The sequence below is a fragment of the Pseudorhodobacter ferrugineus DSM 5888 genome (assembly GCF_000420745.1).
GTDB classification, from domain to species: Bacteria; Pseudomonadota; Alphaproteobacteria; order Rhodobacterales; family Rhodobacteraceae; genus Pseudorhodobacter; species Pseudorhodobacter ferrugineus.
Genome location: NZ_ATVN01000023.1, coordinates 1 through 17,249, shown reverse-complemented (window position 1 = coordinate 17,249; position 17,249 = coordinate 1). Strand labels below are relative to the sequence as shown.

The following is a 17,249-nucleotide window of genomic DNA, read 5'->3' as shown; positions in this document are numbered from 1 at the left end:
GTGTCCTTTTCAATTTGAGGGTGTTTGAAGAAACGAAGCGTAGGAGGCGGTCGCGGCATTCGCCTCGGCCAGTACACGCGCACGCTCTTCGTCATGGCAGGCGATGTAGTCGCTCACCGTTGAAAAATAGGCTTCGAACTCGGCGCTGATTTCTGCGCGGTATTCGGCAAGAACAGCCTCCGGCAAAGCCGTGATAGGCACTGCAGGGGCAAGGCAGAGAATCACTTCAGGTTGTGCGAAGGCCGCGCGGCTCGCCAAGCTAAGACAAATGCCAGCAATCCCTAATGCACTGCAGATGCGCGAAAATCTGGGCCTCAACGCGCGTGAATCCATAAACACTGTCGTCTCAAAACCCTTATTTTCTTGGCCACTCATAAATTCCAGCACATCTTTCGCACAGGTCCACCGCCTCGCATGACAACGTTGAAGGCGCGGTTTCCAATCAAGAACGACTGGATCAGCGGCCTTCGTATCAACTTAAATCAGTGTGTTTGTCATTTTTATATTGAATGCAACATAAATTCTGTTAGGCATCGCTGCACGGAAAAATCTGCGTTACAACGACCCCAACAGAACCATCCGAGGGGACCCCATGACTATGAAACGGCGTGCATTACCAGTTTTGCTGGAGCGGGATTTCCGCAGCCTGGCCGCCAAGGACGGAGCGACAGTTGAGATCGAGTGTGTCACTGCGCCAAACCCCGATGAACGCTTCTCGGGCGAATGGCTGTTTTACGTCGTCAATGCGAGTGGCGAGCGTTTTATGCTGGTCACGGCCCTTGCCCGAGAGCGGATCGTCAATTCGTCAATCGGCCTCTTCGGGCTGGCGTTCGGCAAACTCAATCTCGATCATCTCGACGTGCCTTTTATCGCTGGCGATGTCCGCACCGGTATGCGGAGCCGCCCAGGCGGACGTGATTCGCTGGAATAATCCGGGGCAGGGCGGCGATGTTCAGCTCGCCTCCTATGACGCTGTAGTTCTGCGCTATGACGGGCAGGGGCATCTGATTGTTCCGGCCAAGAAAAAACCAGTGGAAAGTTCCCGAGACGAGAAGGCGGGTGGTCTTGGCGCCACTGCCGCGCTCGGCTCTCGGAGCGTTGCGGTACCGACGGCCGTCTTGCCGTCGATCCGATTGATCGCAACACGGTATCAAGATCACCCGGCGCTTGCGCGATTGGATCTCAGCCCAAAGCAATGGGCGGCGTTTTTTCAAGCGATGATCAAGGTCGAGAGCAATTACACCCAACGGGCGGTTAGCCGGGTCGGGGCGCAAGGCCTTGCACAACTCATGCCAGACACCGCCAAGTATTTACGCGTCAATGCATCTGACCCGCTGGAAAACCTCGATGGTGGTGCCCGCTATTTGCTCGAGCAAATGGACAGTTTTGAGAGCCTGACGCTGGCTCTCGCCGCATATAATGCCGGGCCACAGGCCGTGCGCAAATATGGCGGTGTGCCGCCCTATACTGAGACCCGCAATCACATCGTGAAAGTAATGGCGGCTTACGACCGTATCCTCGCAGACCTCTAGACCCCCCAAGGAAAATCCTCATGCAACTCTCTCCAGCTTTGACGCTGGCCCTGGCGGCCACGCTTGTCGTTCTCACCCATGCCGAACCCGCCCTAGCGCAGGTCGTCTTTACCAAAGCAGAAACCGTGGCCACCGGAATACTTGCGTCCTTCCGGGGCACGCTCGCGACTGCCTTCTTCGGCATTGCCTTTGTCGTCACCGGGTTTCTCGCGGCGTTTAACCGCATCTCTTGGGCTTGGGTGGCACTGGTCGTGGTCGGCGCCTTCCTGGTTTTTGCAGGCCCCGCCATTGTCGCAAACCTGCGCTCGTCGTTTAGCTAAGGCGAGGAAAGCATCATGGAAAAAAGCGCGGTCATCCTTGGCCTCTCACGGCAGGCAAAGTTTTTGGGGCTTCCGATGCCCTACGCCATGGCCGTGGGGGCCATGACCGTGCTTCCTTTCATTCTGTTCAAAGTGATCTGGTGGTTTCTGACGGCTCCGGTCTGGTACGGGTTGGCTCGTATCGCGACACGGGTCAATCCAAACGGCCACCATGTCTTTGCCGTTATGATGCAAGTCACGCCCCTCGCCATTTTGCGCAAAGGGCGGCGTCATGTTTCTTGAGCGGGACGGCGTGCGGGGCAGGGCGCGGGCATTGATCCCGGCGGACCCAAAACTCTATGCGCATTTGCCCTATGTCATCGAGATTGATGATGAGACCGTGCGCACACGGGACAATGCGCTGATGATCTCGTTGGAAATCACTGGTATCGACGGGGTAACCACGGGAGCGTCCGCAATCACGGCCTTACGTGCAGGCTTAGCGCATCTCTTGGACACGCTGGATGAGCGCTTCACCTTTTATTTGCACCGCATGATGCGTCCTGCCGAGACTGGACTAAAGCCGATCCACGGTCAAAGTTTTGCCGCGGATATCGACAAAGCTTGGGGACAAGATCTCGGCCGCCGCAACCTGCAAGAGTCAGTGCTGATCCTGACCGTGGTGCGGCAGCGAACCGCACCGCTTGCCGTGCCTCTGTTCGGCAAGGCCGCTGCAAAGATCTGGGGCGAGGATACCGATCGGCGGCTTGAGGAACTCCACGAAGTGGTCTCGATCTTGGAGACCGGGCTTGGCGCAAAAAGCCACCGACTCAAAATCAGTGACGGCAGCCTCATCGGGTTTTATGCGTCCCTTCTCACGGGCGAGCTTCGCCTTGTGCCGCGCAGCCCCTTCGGCCTCCTCGCGGAAGATGCCGCCGGGGCCGCAATCCGCTTTGAAAAAGCGCAGTTCACCGTGGAAGAGGGCACTGACACACCACGCGTTGGCGCGGTCCTCTATGTCAAATCCTATGCCACCTCAACTTGGCCCGGCATGCTTGATGCGCTCGGCGCGAGCCGTGACACCATCATCACCCATAGCTATACGCCGATTGAACGCGGCAGCATCACCGAGCGCGTCAAGCGCCGCGTGACACAGATGCGCGCTGCCGAAGACATCGCCGCAACGGTCGAAGCGCAGCTCTTCGAGGCCGCCGACAAGGCTGAAAGCGGCGAGTTGGGTTTTGGTCTGCATCAGATGACCATTACCATTTTTGCAGAGGGCCAAACTGCTCTAGATACTGAAGTCGCGCGCATCCGCGGCATCGCGCATCAGAACGGTATGCGGCTGGTGCGAGAAACAACGGCGCTCGAAGCAGGTCTGTTTTCCATGCATCCCGGCAATATGGCGTATCGCGCGCGCGACATGACCGTATCATCGATCAATTTCGCCGATATGGCAGCCCTGCATGCAGCTGACACCGGGACAGAGCCTGCGCGTCTGCCGTGGGGCACACCGATCACGCTGTTTCAGACGCTGCAAGGTTCGCTGCATCGGTTCAGTTTTCATGAGCCAGGCGATCCCAAAGCCGAACCCACCAACGGCCACACACTCGTTCTGGGCAAATCTGGCGGCGGGAAATCCACGACGGTGGCCTTCTTGGCTGCGCAAGCCCAAAGGGCAGGCGGCCGAACCATCATCTTTGATAAGGAAGCGGGGCTGAAGATGGCAGTTCACGCGCTTGGTGGTCGCTACGCCGAAATTCGCGCCGGGCGTCCAACGGGGTTAAACCCGCTTGCCACTGAATCCGGCGAGCGTGGCGAGGCGTGGTTTTTGGATTGGCTGGTGGCACTTTTAGAGCAGCGCAGTGGACCACTGTCGCCGTTGCAATCAGAAGCGCTCAAATCGGCCATTGCCCAAAACGGCAAAGCGCGCGTTGGGTTGCGGAATTTTCGGGCGTTTCAAGAGCTCTTTGGTGATGTCGGGGATGGCCTCGATCTGGCGCAGCGCTTGCGCGAATGGGGGCCGGAGGGCCGTTATGGCTGGGTCTTTGGCGAAGCCGACGAGCCCGTGGTGGATTTTACCAGCCACGACGTGACAGCCGTCGATCTTACAGAAATCCTCGACCTTGGCACCGAGCGCACTGCAATCCTTGGCTATCTCTTCCGCCGCATTGAGATGCTGATCGAGGAAAAGCGCCCGACGCTGATCCTGATTGATGAAGCTTGGAAAGTTCTTGACGACGAATACTTCGCCAAGAAGCTCGCCGAATGGTTGGTGACTGCGCGCAAGAAGAACGTCGTCGTGGTGATGATGACCCAGTTCCCGAGCCAGATCCGGGGATCAAAAGCCCGCTCAATCCTGGAAGCCCTGCCAAACCAGTTGCTCTTTCCCAATGGCGAGGCGGCGGTCTCAGACTATGACGGGTTCCGCCTGACCGATGGCGAGTTGGATTTTGTCCTGAGCCCGATCCCGGGCCAACGTATGGTGCTGTCGCGCAACCCGCGCAGCTCCACAGTTCTGAATGTCGATCTCAAAGCCTTGGGGCCACTTTTGACTGCCCTCGGCGGTGGTCAGGCTGGTTTGAATGCCTTTGGTGCCGACTATGCGTCACGGTCCAAATTCTGGAAGGAATGATTACCTAATGAAATCAATATATTACATAATTACTATTATAGGATTCAGCGCTCTGACCCTGTCTGCTTGCGCGGAAGTGCCAATCACCAAGACCAATTGCTGGAGTACTGCAGGCTCTAACACCGTGGTCTCTACAATGGGCACTGGCCCAAACTTGGCAACAGACACTCATGTCTCGCCCTGCCGATAGGTTTTCATATTTTCTTTGCGGGCTGTTGATGGCCGTTACGGCGCTGCCTTTTGCAGCGGCGGCACAAGGTGTGCCTGGCTTGGATACGAAAGCATTGTTTCAGCACATTCTTGAGATTGCGCAGATGACAACGCTGACCGGCGCGCGCGAACTTGAAGCCGACAAAAAGCGTCGCATCGATGCGCTGCATCAAGATCAACTTGATGCTCTGGACGCCACATTGGCGATGATGACCGGCAAAACGCCGTGGATCGGCAATCTGGAAACACTTCCCGGTGCAGAGGCGAAGGTCCTCTATGCAGTTGACGACAAAAATCCCTATGCCGCGCGGCTGTTTGGTGATGCCAAGACCAGCGTTGAGGAAATGATTGTCGCCACGGCTCGCAAATATGCGGGGCATCCCGGTCTTGCGCGGGCCGGCTTAAGCGCGGTCGAGTTCCGCATCTGGTTCCAAAGCCTGGTGAAGCAGGAATCTGGGTTTTCCATCGGAGCGCGCAGTCCCGTAGGAGCGTTTGGGCTTACCCAAGTTATGCCGGGAACTGCAAAAGATCTGGGCATCTACCCCGCCTACTATGATGATCCAATGCTGCAGCTTGATGGCGGGGCGCGGTATTTTCTGGCGCAACTCAATCGATTTGGCTCCGTCCCTCTTGCTTTGGCCGCATATAACGCTGGGCCCGGTGCTGTGATCAAATACGGTGGCGTCCCACCCTATAAGGAAACCCAAGGTTACGTGGTTCGGATCACGAGCTTCTTTAACGCTTATGCGGGTCGGATCAGTGGGATTGATCAAGTCGGCACGTTTGATCCGCGAGACATGGCAATATCTGAGGCCAGCAATATCTCGGACGCAGGGCTGCATTATGGCATGCAGGCCAGTCTTGAGATTGAAACATCGCTAAAGCGCTTGCGCAGCATCATCGAGCGCATTCCGACCACCAAATCCGCCAAGGAGGCGCTGGACCTCAACAGCTATGCGCGAGCCGAGGCCGTGCGGATTGCGCTGATGGTCAACCGGGTCAAGGCAGCCCGGGGACGCGTCGATCAAGCGCGCTACGCACTGTGGCTGCAGGCCTATGCTACCGACGCAACATTTATCAAAGTAGGGGCAAATACTGAATGATCCGCAAATTCCTACGGGGTCTCCCACCTTTCATTCTGTCTGTTACACTCATCCTTCCAATCCCTTCGCTTGCACAAGGCGTTCCTATTTTTGACATCAAAAGCTTTTTGAAGCTTGGTGAGGTTCTGACAGAGGCCAAGCTGCAGGTAAAAGAGCAGATTGCGTCCAATTTGAAACTCGATGATCAGATTCTGAAGCAGATCCAGCAGATCCTACTTTTAGAACAGCAATTGAAGGCGTTGAAGGAAGGACTGACGCTGGAGGCCCTCGGCATTCCGGATCCCAAGACGTTTTTCGATGATATCTTGCCTGATGTGAATAATCTGACTGGCGGGCTCTTGGCCGCGAAGGATGGCAGTTATTCCAGCATGACCACTTCTGGCAAAGTCGGGGGCAAGCCTGCCGAAACCTATGTTTCTGAGTTTTTCACCTCCGTTGGCCTTGATGTGAAAACCGTCGATGCGCTCGCCAAGAGCGAAAACCCAGGGGCCGCCCGGATCGGCACACAGGCCAATACCGCCGCATTTCTCTCCGCCGCCGCTGAAACCTCCTCCGTCAAGGCGTCCGAAAGCCTTGGTCGAGTAAATGATCTCGTTCAGGCAATTCCCGGCACCGAAGGGATGAAAGAGGCCATTGATCTGAACACCCGCGTGACGGCGGAGCTGTCTATTGCGCTTGCCAATATCTGGAATATGGAATCCGCCCAGCTGATGGGCATGGGTGAGGCCGGCGTCATGGACGCAGCCACCGCCGCCGAAGAACAAAAGTTCATAAAGGTCCTTGGAGAGAAATGACCATGTCAAAGAATAAACCCACCACAATCTTGGCTCTCACGATGGTGTCTCTTGTCGCTTTTGGTGGGCCGAGCATGGCTCAAACCCCTGTCCCAGCGAATCCAGCCCAAGAAGAGGCATTTTTGAACGTGCTGCCAAAGGTTACAGTGCCCGATGATGTACGACCCATTGAAGGTGCCGTGAACGAGGAATGGCGGTCTTGCCGCGCAACTTGGCCACATGAATATGTACAAAGCCAGAAAGGTCCTGAAGCTCGGGCTTATCGTGACATCTTTGGTTATGTGCGAGCTGTAAACGTCATCGAAAACAAAGATTGTTCATGTGCCGGAAAGGTCGCGTCTTGGGGCAAGTCAGAGCCGATCGCCAAAAAGCTTCGCGAGCAAAGCAACACTAAGCTTCTGAGCTGGGCTGACACTGAATCAATCTCAAACGTGGCTGATGAACTCATCGCTGTTGCTGAAACAATGTGTGGCGGGCCATTTTGATGGATAGCGTCTCGACCATTTTGGCAACGCTTGATGGTGCTATAGCCGCAGTTGGCCAACAGTATTTCGAGACAACTGCCCGTGCAATCGCGCCGATCTACACTAGCCTATTGACCCTGCTTCTTGTGCTCGTCGGGATCAATATGGCACTGAATGTCTATCGCATTGCCATGCGAGATGCGGTGCAACTGTCGTTTCGGATCGCCATGGTGCTGATGTTTGGCCTTTCGTGGATGAACTTTGTCGAAATTTACCAAGCATTGAGCAATGGCCTAGGCGATCTCGCGCTGGAATATTTCCGAATGGGTGGCAGTGGTGTTGGAACATCAGCCACTGCAGCAATGGATGACATGGCGAATATGATGGCCGGAAACGTGGACTCTGTTTCCTCTGCCATGTCTTCAATTATGCGGGGATTTGTTGCCGCAGTCCTCTATGTCGTTCTTGGAATCCTCATGGCTGTCTATGTCTTCATCGTAGGCTTCTCCAAGTTAATGATCGCCTTTCTCCTGGGCGTGGCCCCCATCGCCATCGGCGCCACGATCTTTGACAAAACCAAGGGCATCTTTGAAGCTTGGCTCTCTGCAATGATTGGCTATCTCATGTATCCGGTCGCCTCTGCCGGGGTAATCGTCGCCGTTGTTACGGTTGCTCACGACGTCTTCAAAAAGGCAACGGATGTCACTGATCTAGGATCAATCCTCGGTTTCTTTGTTATCGTTTTCGTGGGCATCTTTGCGCTGATGTCGATTCCGAATGCCGTCACGCATATCACCGGGCAGATAAGTCTGGCTGGTTTTGCGCCGCAAGCGTTGCGCATTGCTGGCAAACCGCTGGAAAAAACCTCCGACTATACGTCGCGGCGGATGAACGAGTTTCGCTCGGGGATGATGCATGGCGGCAAAACCGAGCACCATCATCTGCGCGATCAAGCCCGCTCAGATGCTGAGCGTGGCCACGCTACAAGGCAGCGCTTCTCTCAGTTTCTTCGCGACAGCTAACGCCGCCCGATACCCGCGTAATTCCCCTTTTTTCGGAGCAAGACTATGACAGGTTCATCCCCTGAATTGAGAAGCTTTATTGAGGCTGAGATGTTCTTTGGCGTCAAAAAGCGCGAGCGCATTGCTTACGCAATTGCAGGTGGCGGACTGGCCATTGGCCTCATAGGGATGATTGCCGTCGCCGTCATGCTTCCTTTGAAACAGACCGAAGCCTTTCTGGCCATCGTCGACAAAGACACTGGTGTGGCTGAACGCGTGGTCGCGGTGGAAAAAGCCGGGATCGAACAGGCTGAAGCGATCCGACAAAGCCTGCTTTTCGCCTATGTCACCGACCGCGAAACCTATGATCAACACGACAATGAGGCCCGTATCTTACGCGCCTACACTTGGTCTGCGGCCAATGCACGCCAAGGCCTTGTAAGCCTCTGGACCGAAGGAAACGCCAACTACCCGCCAAAGCTTTACGGCCAGAGTGGGCGTGTTGTCGTTGATATACTGTCGATCACGCCGGTCACCGACACCACAGCACAAGTGCGCTTTACCAAGACCTGGGTCTCTGACGGCGAGGGCATTCCAGACCGTGAGGGTAAGTTCACAGCGACCGTCACCTATCGCTTTGAGCCCTCCAAACAAACAGCACTCGATCTCGTTTGGCAAAACCCGACCGGGTTCTTGGTGACCAATTACCGCATCACCGCCGAAACCCTGCAAGCTCAAGAGGGCTAAGATGACATCACACATGACAATTGCTGCCTTGGGATTACTGGCCAGTCTCACCGCCCTGCCCGCTTTTGCCGAAACCGCCCCCAAATCCGGCAGTCGCGATGCGCGGGTGACTTATGCAAATTATCAAGAAGGCCAAGTCTACCGGATCACCACACGGCTTCGCGCTGTGACCCTTGTCGAATTGGGTGCCGGTGAGAAAATCCAGTCCATCGCCATCGGTGATCTCGAAAGCTTCAAGATCGATAAATTGGAGCGGCCAAACCTTTTCATCATCAAGCCCGTTGTTGCAGGGGCCTCGACAAACCTCACGGTTGAGACCCAGCGCAACATCTACTTCTTGCAGGTCTCTGAAAGTGCCAAAGGCAATCCGAACTATTCGGTGAAATTCACCGTACCGGGAGCAAGTGGGGCCAAGCAGACAGCCTCTGAAATCCCACCCGTCCAACCCATGACCTATAAGGTTATGAAAAAGCGCAAAAAGCTGCCAGCCTTTACACCGATCTCTATCTCGGATGATGGGCGCAGAACGATGTTTTTAATCCCGCCGGGCGCACCCATGCCTACGATTTTCCGCGCGGATGACAAGGGCCAGGAATATTCGGTCAATTCTGCTGTGCGCGGCACCACCATTACCGTCAGCACGCGGTCCGAGCGTTGGGTGCTGCGCTATGGCGACGACTATGTTTGCGTGACGGCCGAACCAGGAGCCCTCCAATGAATGACGAGGCTCAAAGCGACAAACTCTCAGCTCGTATGGCGCGTATAAAACCAACTGATGCGCCAAAACGCCGGCGCGGCATCAACCCCTATGCTCTATCCGCCGTTACTGCTGTCGCGGGTGTCGGCGTCGGGGCCTGGCTCGTGCTTGCTGCACCCGACGCTCCTGCCGCAGCACCCGCCATTGAAACCGCCTCGGTCAGTGATTTCCAAGGGGATGGAACCGGCACAGACGGGTTCAGCATCACAAAAGCCAAACCGCAGCTTGCATCCGCCCCCGTTGATCGAAGCGAGGAAGACCGGCTTCAAGCCGAGGTGGATAGGTTGAATGCCCAGATCGCTGATCTCAAGGCGAACCCTGTGACAGTTTTGGACGAGGCTGGTCTGCAAGCCCTAAAGGCGCAAGTCGATAGCTTGGATGCCGACGCGAGAGCGCGCGAAGCGGCCCTTTCGGAGCTTGAGCGCGAAAATATCCGCCTGCAGACCGAACTAGACACCCAAGCTTTGATCGCAGGCGACCCGGCCGCTGACGCAGCAAAGGCCCGGGAAGCGGAATTGGCCCGACGTCGCGAGGAGGCTGAAGCCTTGAAGCAGTCGCAGATCCATTCGGATATGGTAGCCCTACGCTCAAGCTTGGATGCGGGCGGGACTGGAGAGGCTGCAACGTCTGGCAGTGCAGGAACGGTAGATGATGCCTTCCGCCGGGCGAGTGCCAAAGCGGCTGACATTCGGCAAGCGGAAGTGATCGCCAATCCGGCAAACACCATAATGCAAGGCACGTTGATCGAGGCCTCACTTGAAACGGCACTCAGCACTGATCTATCCGGCAATGTTGCGGCCATCGTCAGCCATGATGTCTGGTCCTTCGATATGAGCCAGGTGTTGATCCCGCGTGGCTCGCGCCTCTTCGGGCGCTACGATAGCGATGTCTCTCCCGGCCAGCGACGTGTGCTGATTGCTTGGGATCGGTTGGTCACAACAGATGGCCAGTCCGTCAGCCTTGCTGCCTATGGCACTGACCGCATGGGGCGCTCGGGTCTGTCCGGTAAGGTCCGCAACCATTTTCTGCAACGCTTTGGCACGGCCGCGCTGATTTCTGTGATCGGCGCTGTCCCAGCCATCGCCGCCGCGAAATACGACAGCAATCAAACGGCATCGGATACAGCCGAAAGCGTCGGCAATGATCTCGGCGAGGCGGTCAACACCGTCATGGCCGATTATCTCAGCATTCCCCCCACCATCAGCGTCAATCAAGGGGCCGTGGTGATGGTCCGCGTTGATGCTGACATCGAGTTCTACTGATGAGCTATCTCGACACTTATCTTGGCCAGCTGGATGCAGTTCTTGTAGATCCTGCCGTCATGGAAATCGCGATCAATGCAGATGGCAGCATTTGGATCGAGCGGTTGGGGCAGATTCACATGACGCGGAGCGATCTATCCGCCCTGCCCGCGCGTCAGGTCCGTGATCTCGCCTCCCAAATTGCCAACTCAACGTCCAACACCTTTACCGATGCCGCCCCACTTGTCTCGGCGGCTGTGCGCTACCGCGATTTGATGCTGCGCTGTCAGGTCGTTGGCACCCCGGCGGTCTCAAGTGGCACGGTAATCGGCATCCGCATGTTTCGCTCACATATCGGGGATGCACGGCGGCCCGCCCGCGCCTTCAGCTTTCTGCGCGGGCAAGAACGTTCTTTGGAGGAGGAGCGGCGGGCGATGGTTGCAGGCATTCGCGCCAAATCTGAAGGGGTCGATGTTGATGCATTCCTTCAAACCCTCGTGCGCGAACGCCTCAACGTCATCGTGTCTGGTGGCACCTCGACTGGCAAAACCGAACTTGGCCGCAAGCTCTTGGAAATGGTGGCCCCGGATGAACGTATTGTCACCATCGAGGACTCCCTGGAATTGCTGCCCGGCCAGCCCAACACTGTCAGCTTGATCGCCCAGCGGGATGAGCGATCGCCTCGGTCCGCCGACAAGCTTTTGCAAGCGACGCTGCGCCTGCGGCCAGATCGGATTATCCTCGGCGAATTGCGCGGGTCTGAGGCCGCGACGTTTCTCGATGCAATCAACACCGGGCATTCGGGGTCGTTCACCACGCTCCATGCGCATTCCGCACGCAAAGCCATGGACCGCTTGGCGCTCCTCGTCATGGCCCAAGGCACTAAGCTCAGTTTCGGCGAAGTGATCCGATACCTGCAGACTTCAATCGATGTGATCTTGCAAATGGGCCGCATCGGCGATCAGCGCGGGATCATGGAGATGTATTTTCCGGGTCTCGACGACTAGCGCCAAAGCCCGTTCCTTTTCTTCTCTCTTTTCCGGCTCTTTGCCCGCGTCACAGGTACATCAATGGAAAACGTATTTAATGCAGGGCAAGCCCGCCCAGAAACTGACCGCGCAGAGACGGAGCATCCGGCCGCCTTACGCCCAAAAGAGTACTTTTCCTTGTACCAGAGCCGGTCAGGCGAGGCGCAAGAATTCGAAGACCCGCGCTTGGCAGGAGAGGCCTTCTTCCGTGCCGATCCCGCAGAGCGGCCTTCGGTGGCTCACATTGATGGCAATTCTGCACGCACTATGGCCCGGACAGAAATCCACGGGGTCCATGAGGGCGGCGAGGCGCGTTATTTCAAGAGCTTGCCGGACTCGCATGCGCCAGACGCAGAGTTTCGCGTGGGGTTCCTGAATGCGATGGAGGCCTCGCTAATGGAACGGCTCGGCAAGGTCGACTGGAGCAAGGACGGGGAAAATGTGATTGAGCGGCTCGATGCCAGGGTGAAAGATGATCTGGAAGCCTTCGCGCGCCGCGAACCGGAAAAGGCAGCGGCCCTTTGGGCCGAGCACACAGACGAAGTGGCACCCGGTCCAAAACTGCAAGCAGCAGTGCAGGCCAGGGATGCAGGCGCGGATCGCGAAATGGCGCAACCGGATGCCGCCGCCAGTGACAAACCAGCCATCATCGCCGCAGGCGACTGGGTCACCACCGATGCAAATGTCGAGCTGCGGCCTGTGGCTGTCGCGACAGAGAAGGGCATGCACACGGGATATGAGGCGCATTTGCCGGGAGGAGAGGTTGAGATCACCATCTCGGAAATGAGCTTCCCAAATTCCCGCGACGCCTTGCGTCACGCTTGGGATTTCTACGAGGGCGGCGAGAAAGGGCTCGAGGTGGCAGTAAATCGCGCCGCAGAGATGGATCGCGATTTGTTGGACGCACCCGAGCCCGCCCCCACTGGACTTATCATTGAACATCGCGAGCAACCCGAGTTTCCTCGCCCGGAAACTGCGATCTATGCAGGCGAGGATGCGCAACTGGTTCTGACCTTGGGGCGCGATGATGCCGACACGCGGGATCTGGCCGAGAGGCTGATCGCTGATCCAGAGTTCCGGGAATTGGTTAAAGCGCATATTCCCGACGCGAATGAGGCGCTTGGCACGGGGAGGTTCATCGATGGCGCAGACTCCAGTGGATTTCTGCCGGACGAGCTTTTGGTTGTGACCTCCTATGCCCAAAATGGCGGGTCGGAGATACTGGCCAAGTTTCCTGATGAGGGGCCGCTGAGCGAGGCCTTGGCCACACACCTGGCGCAAAGTCCTGTAATTGCAGCCTATGCCGCAGAAGAACGGCAACGCGCAGACTTCGCCGCGGACCCGGCGCGGGCTATATCTACTTGGGTGGAGCAATCGAGTGCCCAGATCGACCGTCTGCCTTGGGACGTGCAGGACGATCTACGCACAGAAATGCAAGGCATTGCCAAAGACGCCGCCGCAGCCTTTGGTCTCGACAAGGAGCGCGAAGCAGTTGAGGCCCCACCGCGCTCAACCCTTTACAGCACGGCGTTTGGCGCAACATCAATGATGGTGGGCGCCGAGGAAATAGATCTGAGCAATGACACCCGCACAAACCTCAAAGCGGGTCTGCAAGCTGCAGCCATTGAGGCTGGGATCGACGGATCCAAACTGGGGCTGCGTCTCATTGTAGGTGCCGCCAACGCCCATCAAGAAGAGGGCTGGGTGAAGTCCGACATTGCGGAGGTTGCGGCCCGCCATCGGCTTGATATGGGCGACAATACTGCCCGAAGCCGCGCGGCAGAGCTCGTTGACAACTTTTACGAGCGGGCCGCAGAGTTGATCCATTCTGCGCGCACGATTGAGGTGGCACGAGGCCCTGATCTACTGGTCGCGGCCTTGGGTAAGCTTGCTTCGGTGCAGGCACAGCAAGGCTCGGTCACCTTCCGCAACGAAGATCAGGCGCGCGATTTTGCGGACGCGATGACAGAACGCTATGGCGCGTCGATCCTGAAAGACATCGCCGCAGGCCGCACCGAGGCACTTGCTAGGGATGTGCCCGACCCCACTGCCCGGCAGGCAGTGGCACTTGCGGTGGTCTCAGCGGCGAAAGAACATCCCGCGCTTGGTCTCAGTTCCCATGAAGCAGAAGCAGCCGAGCAGAAATTTGCAGCCCTTGCCCATGGGCATGAACGCCCGCCTGAGCATGCGCGCGACCGCAACCGCGCCCATGACCACCACAGAGAGTTTTGATCATGCAGCGTATTGCACTGTTGCTGCCGCTTGGCCTCACATCAGGCTTGCTCGTCGGCCTTATCGCTGGGGGACTCGTTCTCAACCTGATCCTCGGGCGCGATCCGAATGCGACAGGTCTTTTCGTGCTCTTGGCAGAGTTTCCAGGTTTTGACCGGTTGACGTCCGTGCCTTGGGTCCTGCCCTGGCAGATCGTCGGCGGTTCAACCGGCCTCTTCACGATTGCGGCCGTTGCCCTGACGTTCCGCCAGCAACTCACCGAATATGGTCAGTCAAAATTCCAAGCACGGGCCCAGATGAAGGCAAATGGTCTTCTGCAGCCTTTGGGCGCAGGTCTCGTCTTCGGCAAGCTCGCCGCCCCCGCGAAATCCGCGCCCTACGTTAGCGCCACGTTCCAGAAATTCCCGCATTGCCTCGTTGTGGCCCCAACCCGCGCGGGCAAAGGCGTGGGGTATGTCATCCCGAACACCCTTCTCTTCAACGGCAGCGTCGTCATTCTTGACGTCAAAGGCGAGATTTTTGAGGCCACATCCCGGCATCGCCAATCGGAGGGCGACGCGGTCTATCGTTTCTCGCCCTTTGATTTTGAGCATCCAACCCATCGCTACAACCCGCTCGAGCGCGTGGCACGGATTGCAAATCTCGAACAACGCTATACGGAATTGGCCAAGATATCGGACTACTTTTTGACCGTTTCCGACAAAGGCACTGCCGGGGACTTTTTGACAGAAGGGCGCGAGCTTTACGTCGCCGCAGGTCTTCTGGCCATTGAGCGGGGCAAACCCACTATCGGAGAAATCAGCCGCATCCTCTTCGGGCGCGGTGCGACGCAAGCGGTGTACGGCGAGCATGCCGAGGAAGTGAAACATCCCAACGCCGCCCAGACCTTCCGCAAGTTCGCGGGCTATTCCGACCGCACTCTTTCCTCGCATGCCTCGGTCTTGGGCGGCGCGGGTATGACGCTTTGGAACAATCCGGCCGTGGACCGCGCGACATCCGGAAACGACTTTTCCTTCGCCGATCTGCGTAAACGCCCGATGTCGATCTACGTCGTCGTCAACGCCGACGATATCCGCACGCTGTCGCCACTGGTTCGGCTGTTCTTTGGGGAGTTGATCGCCACCATGCGGTCGACCTTGCCCGACCCAAAGTTGGAGCCTTGGCCCGTGATGGTCATGTTGGATGAATTCGACCAGTTGGGGCCGATGCCCATTGTTGAGCAGGCGCTAAAGCAGCTGGCCGGTCACGGCGCGCGGGTTTCGATTATCACACAGTCGATCCCCGGCCTCGACAACATCTATGGCGAAAATGTTCGATTGTCGCTTGAATCTGCTGCAGGCATGAAACTCTACCTTGCCGCCAACGACAAGAAAACTGCCGGGGAAATCTCAGACGCTTTGGGTAAAACCACCAAGCTTTCGGTATCGGACAGCGTGTCGCGGGATCGGGACTTCATGCAGCGGCGCTCGGTCAGTCGGCGAATGGAGGAACGGCCACTGCTGACGCCAGATGAAGTTCGGCGTTTGAACCCGGATCTGGCGATCCTGATCCCAGAACGGCAAAACCCCCTTCTGGTGCATCGGATTGTGTATTTCCAAGATCCGACGTTTAGGAAGTTGTTCGAGGCCCAGAAGGGTGTCCTGCCCTATCCGTCAAAAGAAGGAGCCTCGGTTCAGGTGTTGACCGAACGGCTGGAAGCGCTGGAGCGGCGAGTTGCGGAACGGGTGGTGGTGGATTTCGTGCGGCCGGAGAAAGCAAAGGCAGTAGCCCCCGTCGAGCCGGAGCCGAAGCTGGCGGCCGAAATTGTGGCGCGGGAGGAAGTTTTGCAGGACGCAGCGCAGGCGGAATTCGAGTCCGAAGTGGCTCTCACAGCGGGTCCGCCCGAGGCTGTCGCTGAGCCCGAAGTTGGTCTGGATGCCTTGAAACCGTCGGCGACAATCTCGGTAGCCCGGATGAACAAGTTCACCGTCAGCCTTCAGGCACAAGAGGCATAGCTGCGATCGTGCTCATCACGAAGAACCCGAATCCGAATCAGGCAAAGTTACAGTTGTCAGGGCCACATCGCTGGCGAAAACTTCCCAAAACTGCAAAGGTTTTGGCATGGGGTTCTGTCCCGTCTAAGTCCTTGATGCGGGGCAGCCATCGACCGCAACTGGCATGGGTGCATTTTCGGACAGAAGACGGACAGGCAAAGATGCAGCTTCAGGCTTTGACGGCGAGGACAACGTTGGAAAATTAGGAAGCACGATTAAAAAAACATGGTGACACTCAACGGTTGAGCGGGCATCAATCCATGAATGTTAAAGCGGGTAATTTTATGATCAGACTGACCGGAATAAATGTGCGTGGTTTCAGGCTTCTTGAAGATGTCGAAATTTCGGTCGAGGCCAGTTCAACGGTGATCGTGGGTCGCAATAACAGCGGGAAAACATCGCTGACCGAGGTGCTAGACCGCTTTATTGGCGACAAGGCCGGGCAATTCCGGCTTGAGGATTTTTCTGCATCGCTTCGCGCCGCTTTTATCTCATGCCGAACACAGCGAGTTCAAGACAATGCACCGGCAAGTGTCCTGCTGGATGCGCTGCCCACTATTTCGCTGGATCTCACTTTCAGCTACGAGGCGGCCGGAGACCTTGGGCCGCTTTCACCCTTTATCATTGATCTGGACCCGGACTGCAGAATTGCTATTGCAAGAATCGAATATGCGCCCGCTCTCTCTGGGGTCGGCGACCTCCTCGACCTGCCGATTCCAGCAGAAGGTGAAGCCATTGTAGAGGGCGCAGCAGAGCCCGAGGCCCCCTTGCCCGCCGATCCCAATGTCGCATTCTTCCGGCATCTTCGACTGCAAATTCCGAATTGTTGATTGTCACTGAGAACTGACCCGGCAACAGCAAAAATTGTCACTGAGAACTGACCCATGTGCAACCTTGCCTCAGCTTGAATCAGCTGGGGGCACTTGGAGTGATAGACATGAGTTTTTTAAAAGTTATCCGGGGATGGGCGCTGCGAGAGAAGATGCCCATTCGCGAGATCGCGCGGCGCACGGGCATCTCGCGCAACACGATCAAGAAGTATTTGCGGGAGGGGATTGTTGAGCCAGCGTTTCAGACGCCGGATCGTCCGAGCAAGCTGGATCCGTATGTCACTCAGCTGACAGCATGGCTTGTTTCGGATCAGCGCAAATCACGCAAAGAGCGCCGGACTGC

18 protein-coding genes are annotated in these 17,249 nt (G+C 57.1%); 17 read left to right on the top strand and 1 reads right to left on the bottom strand.

Features of this window, described 5'->3' with window-relative positions; all coding sequences use genetic code 11:
- Positions 1–9 precede the first annotated feature (9 nt).
- A complete protein-coding gene (locus G560_RS0116315) occupies positions 10–387 on the bottom strand; it encodes a hypothetical protein (RefSeq protein WP_162140878.1) in 378 nt (125 codons plus the stop codon).
- Between the two features lie 205 nt (positions 388–592).
- Here G560_RS0116315 and G560_RS0116310 point away from each other — a divergent pair, with 205 nt between their 5' ends.
- From G560_RS0116310 to G560_RS0116220, 17 genes are all read left to right on the top strand, one after another.
- Entirely contained in the window at positions 593–931 is a 339-nt protein-coding gene (locus G560_RS0116310; protein WP_050525242.1) for a hypothetical protein, read from the top strand.
- Positions 915–1,532 carry a lytic transglycosylase domain-containing protein gene (locus G560_RS19580; protein ID WP_231575888.1) on the top strand — a complete coding sequence of 206 codons (618 nt, stop codon included), beginning with the start codon at positions 915–917 and terminating at the stop codon, positions 1,530–1,532. Before G560_RS0116310 ends, G560_RS19580 begins: the two co-directional genes overlap by 17 nt.
- Before the next feature lie 20 nt (positions 1,533–1,552).
- On the top strand, positions 1,553–1,852 hold the full coding sequence (locus G560_RS20420; protein WP_081647686.1) for a TrbC/VirB2 family protein: 300 nt from the start codon (positions 1,553–1,555) through the stop codon (positions 1,850–1,852).
- 15 nt (positions 1,853–1,867) lie between these two features.
- Positions 1,868–2,134, top strand: coding sequence for a VirB3 family type IV secretion system protein (locus G560_RS19570; RefSeq protein ID WP_022705360.1), 267 nt, complete (start codon positions 1,868–1,870; stop codon positions 2,132–2,134).
- Positions 2,124–4,466, top strand: coding sequence for a VirB4 family type IV secretion/conjugal transfer ATPase (locus G560_RS0116290; RefSeq protein WP_022705359.1), 2,343 nt, complete (start codon positions 2,124–2,126; stop codon positions 4,464–4,466). Before G560_RS19570 ends, G560_RS0116290 begins: the two co-directional genes overlap by 11 nt.
- 170 nt (positions 4,467–4,636) lie before the next feature.
- Positions 4,637–5,779: a lytic transglycosylase domain-containing protein gene (locus G560_RS21675; RefSeq protein WP_022705358.1), complete on the top strand. Its 1,143-nt coding sequence runs from the start codon at positions 4,637–4,639 to the stop codon at positions 5,777–5,779.
- Positions 5,776–6,573, top strand: a complete 798-nt coding sequence (locus tag G560_RS20415; RefSeq protein ID WP_022705357.1) for a type IV secretion system protein — start codon at positions 5,776–5,778, stop codon at positions 6,571–6,573. Before G560_RS21675 ends, G560_RS20415 begins: the two co-directional genes overlap by 4 nt.
- Before the next feature lie 2 nt (positions 6,574–6,575).
- The gene (locus G560_RS0116270) at positions 6,576–7,058 is read left to right on the top strand and encodes a hypothetical protein (protein ID WP_155947349.1); all 483 of its coding nucleotides are present in this window, start codon (positions 6,576–6,578) and stop codon (positions 7,056–7,058) included.
- Positions 7,058–8,059 (top strand): TrbL/VirB6 family protein, encoded by a 1,002-nt coding sequence (locus G560_RS0116265; RefSeq protein ID WP_022705355.1) that lies wholly within the window; start codon positions 7,058–7,060, stop codon positions 8,057–8,059. The genes G560_RS0116270 and G560_RS0116265 overlap by 1 nt, the downstream gene beginning before the upstream one ends.
- Positions 8,060–8,104: 45 nt before the next feature.
- On the top strand, positions 8,105–8,785 hold the full coding sequence (locus G560_RS0116260) for a VirB8 family type IV secretion system protein (protein WP_022705354.1): 681 nt from the start codon (positions 8,105–8,107) through the stop codon (positions 8,783–8,785).
- 1 nt (position 8,786) lies between these two features.
- The gene (locus G560_RS0116255; RefSeq protein WP_033419477.1) at positions 8,787–9,503 is read left to right on the top strand and encodes a TrbG/VirB9 family P-type conjugative transfer protein; all 717 of its coding nucleotides are present in this window, start codon (positions 8,787–8,789) and stop codon (positions 9,501–9,503) included.
- Entirely contained in the window at positions 9,500–10,804 is a 1,305-nt protein-coding gene (locus tag G560_RS0116250; RefSeq protein WP_028914190.1) for a TraB/TrbI/VirB10 family type IV secretion system protein, read from the top strand. Before G560_RS0116255 ends, G560_RS0116250 begins: the two co-directional genes overlap by 4 nt.
- Positions 10,804–11,790, top strand: coding sequence for an ATPase, T2SS/T4P/T4SS family (locus G560_RS0116245; protein ID WP_022705351.1), 987 nt, complete (start codon positions 10,804–10,806; stop codon positions 11,788–11,790). Before G560_RS0116250 ends, G560_RS0116245 begins: the two co-directional genes overlap by 1 nt.
- Positions 11,791–11,853: 63 nt before the next feature.
- Positions 11,854–14,043 carry a hypothetical protein gene (locus tag G560_RS0116240; protein ID WP_155947347.1) on the top strand — a complete coding sequence of 730 codons (2,190 nt, stop codon included), beginning with the start codon at positions 11,854–11,856 and terminating at the stop codon, positions 14,041–14,043.
- A gap of 2 nt (positions 14,044–14,045) precedes the next feature.
- Positions 14,046–16,037: a type IV secretory system conjugative DNA transfer family protein gene (locus G560_RS19565; protein WP_022705349.1), complete on the top strand. Its 1,992-nt coding sequence runs from the start codon at positions 14,046–14,048 to the stop codon at positions 16,035–16,037.
- Positions 16,038–16,360: 323 nt separating this feature from the next.
- Complete coding sequence (locus G560_RS0116225; RefSeq protein WP_022705348.1) at positions 16,361–16,906, top strand: AAA family ATPase; 546 nt, start codon at positions 16,361–16,363, stop codon at positions 16,904–16,906.
- Positions 16,907–17,004: 98 nt separating this feature from the next.
- Positions 17,005–17,249 (top strand): helix-turn-helix domain-containing protein (locus G560_RS0116220; protein ID WP_244870038.1); only part of this gene is annotated, 245 nt, incomplete at its 3' end.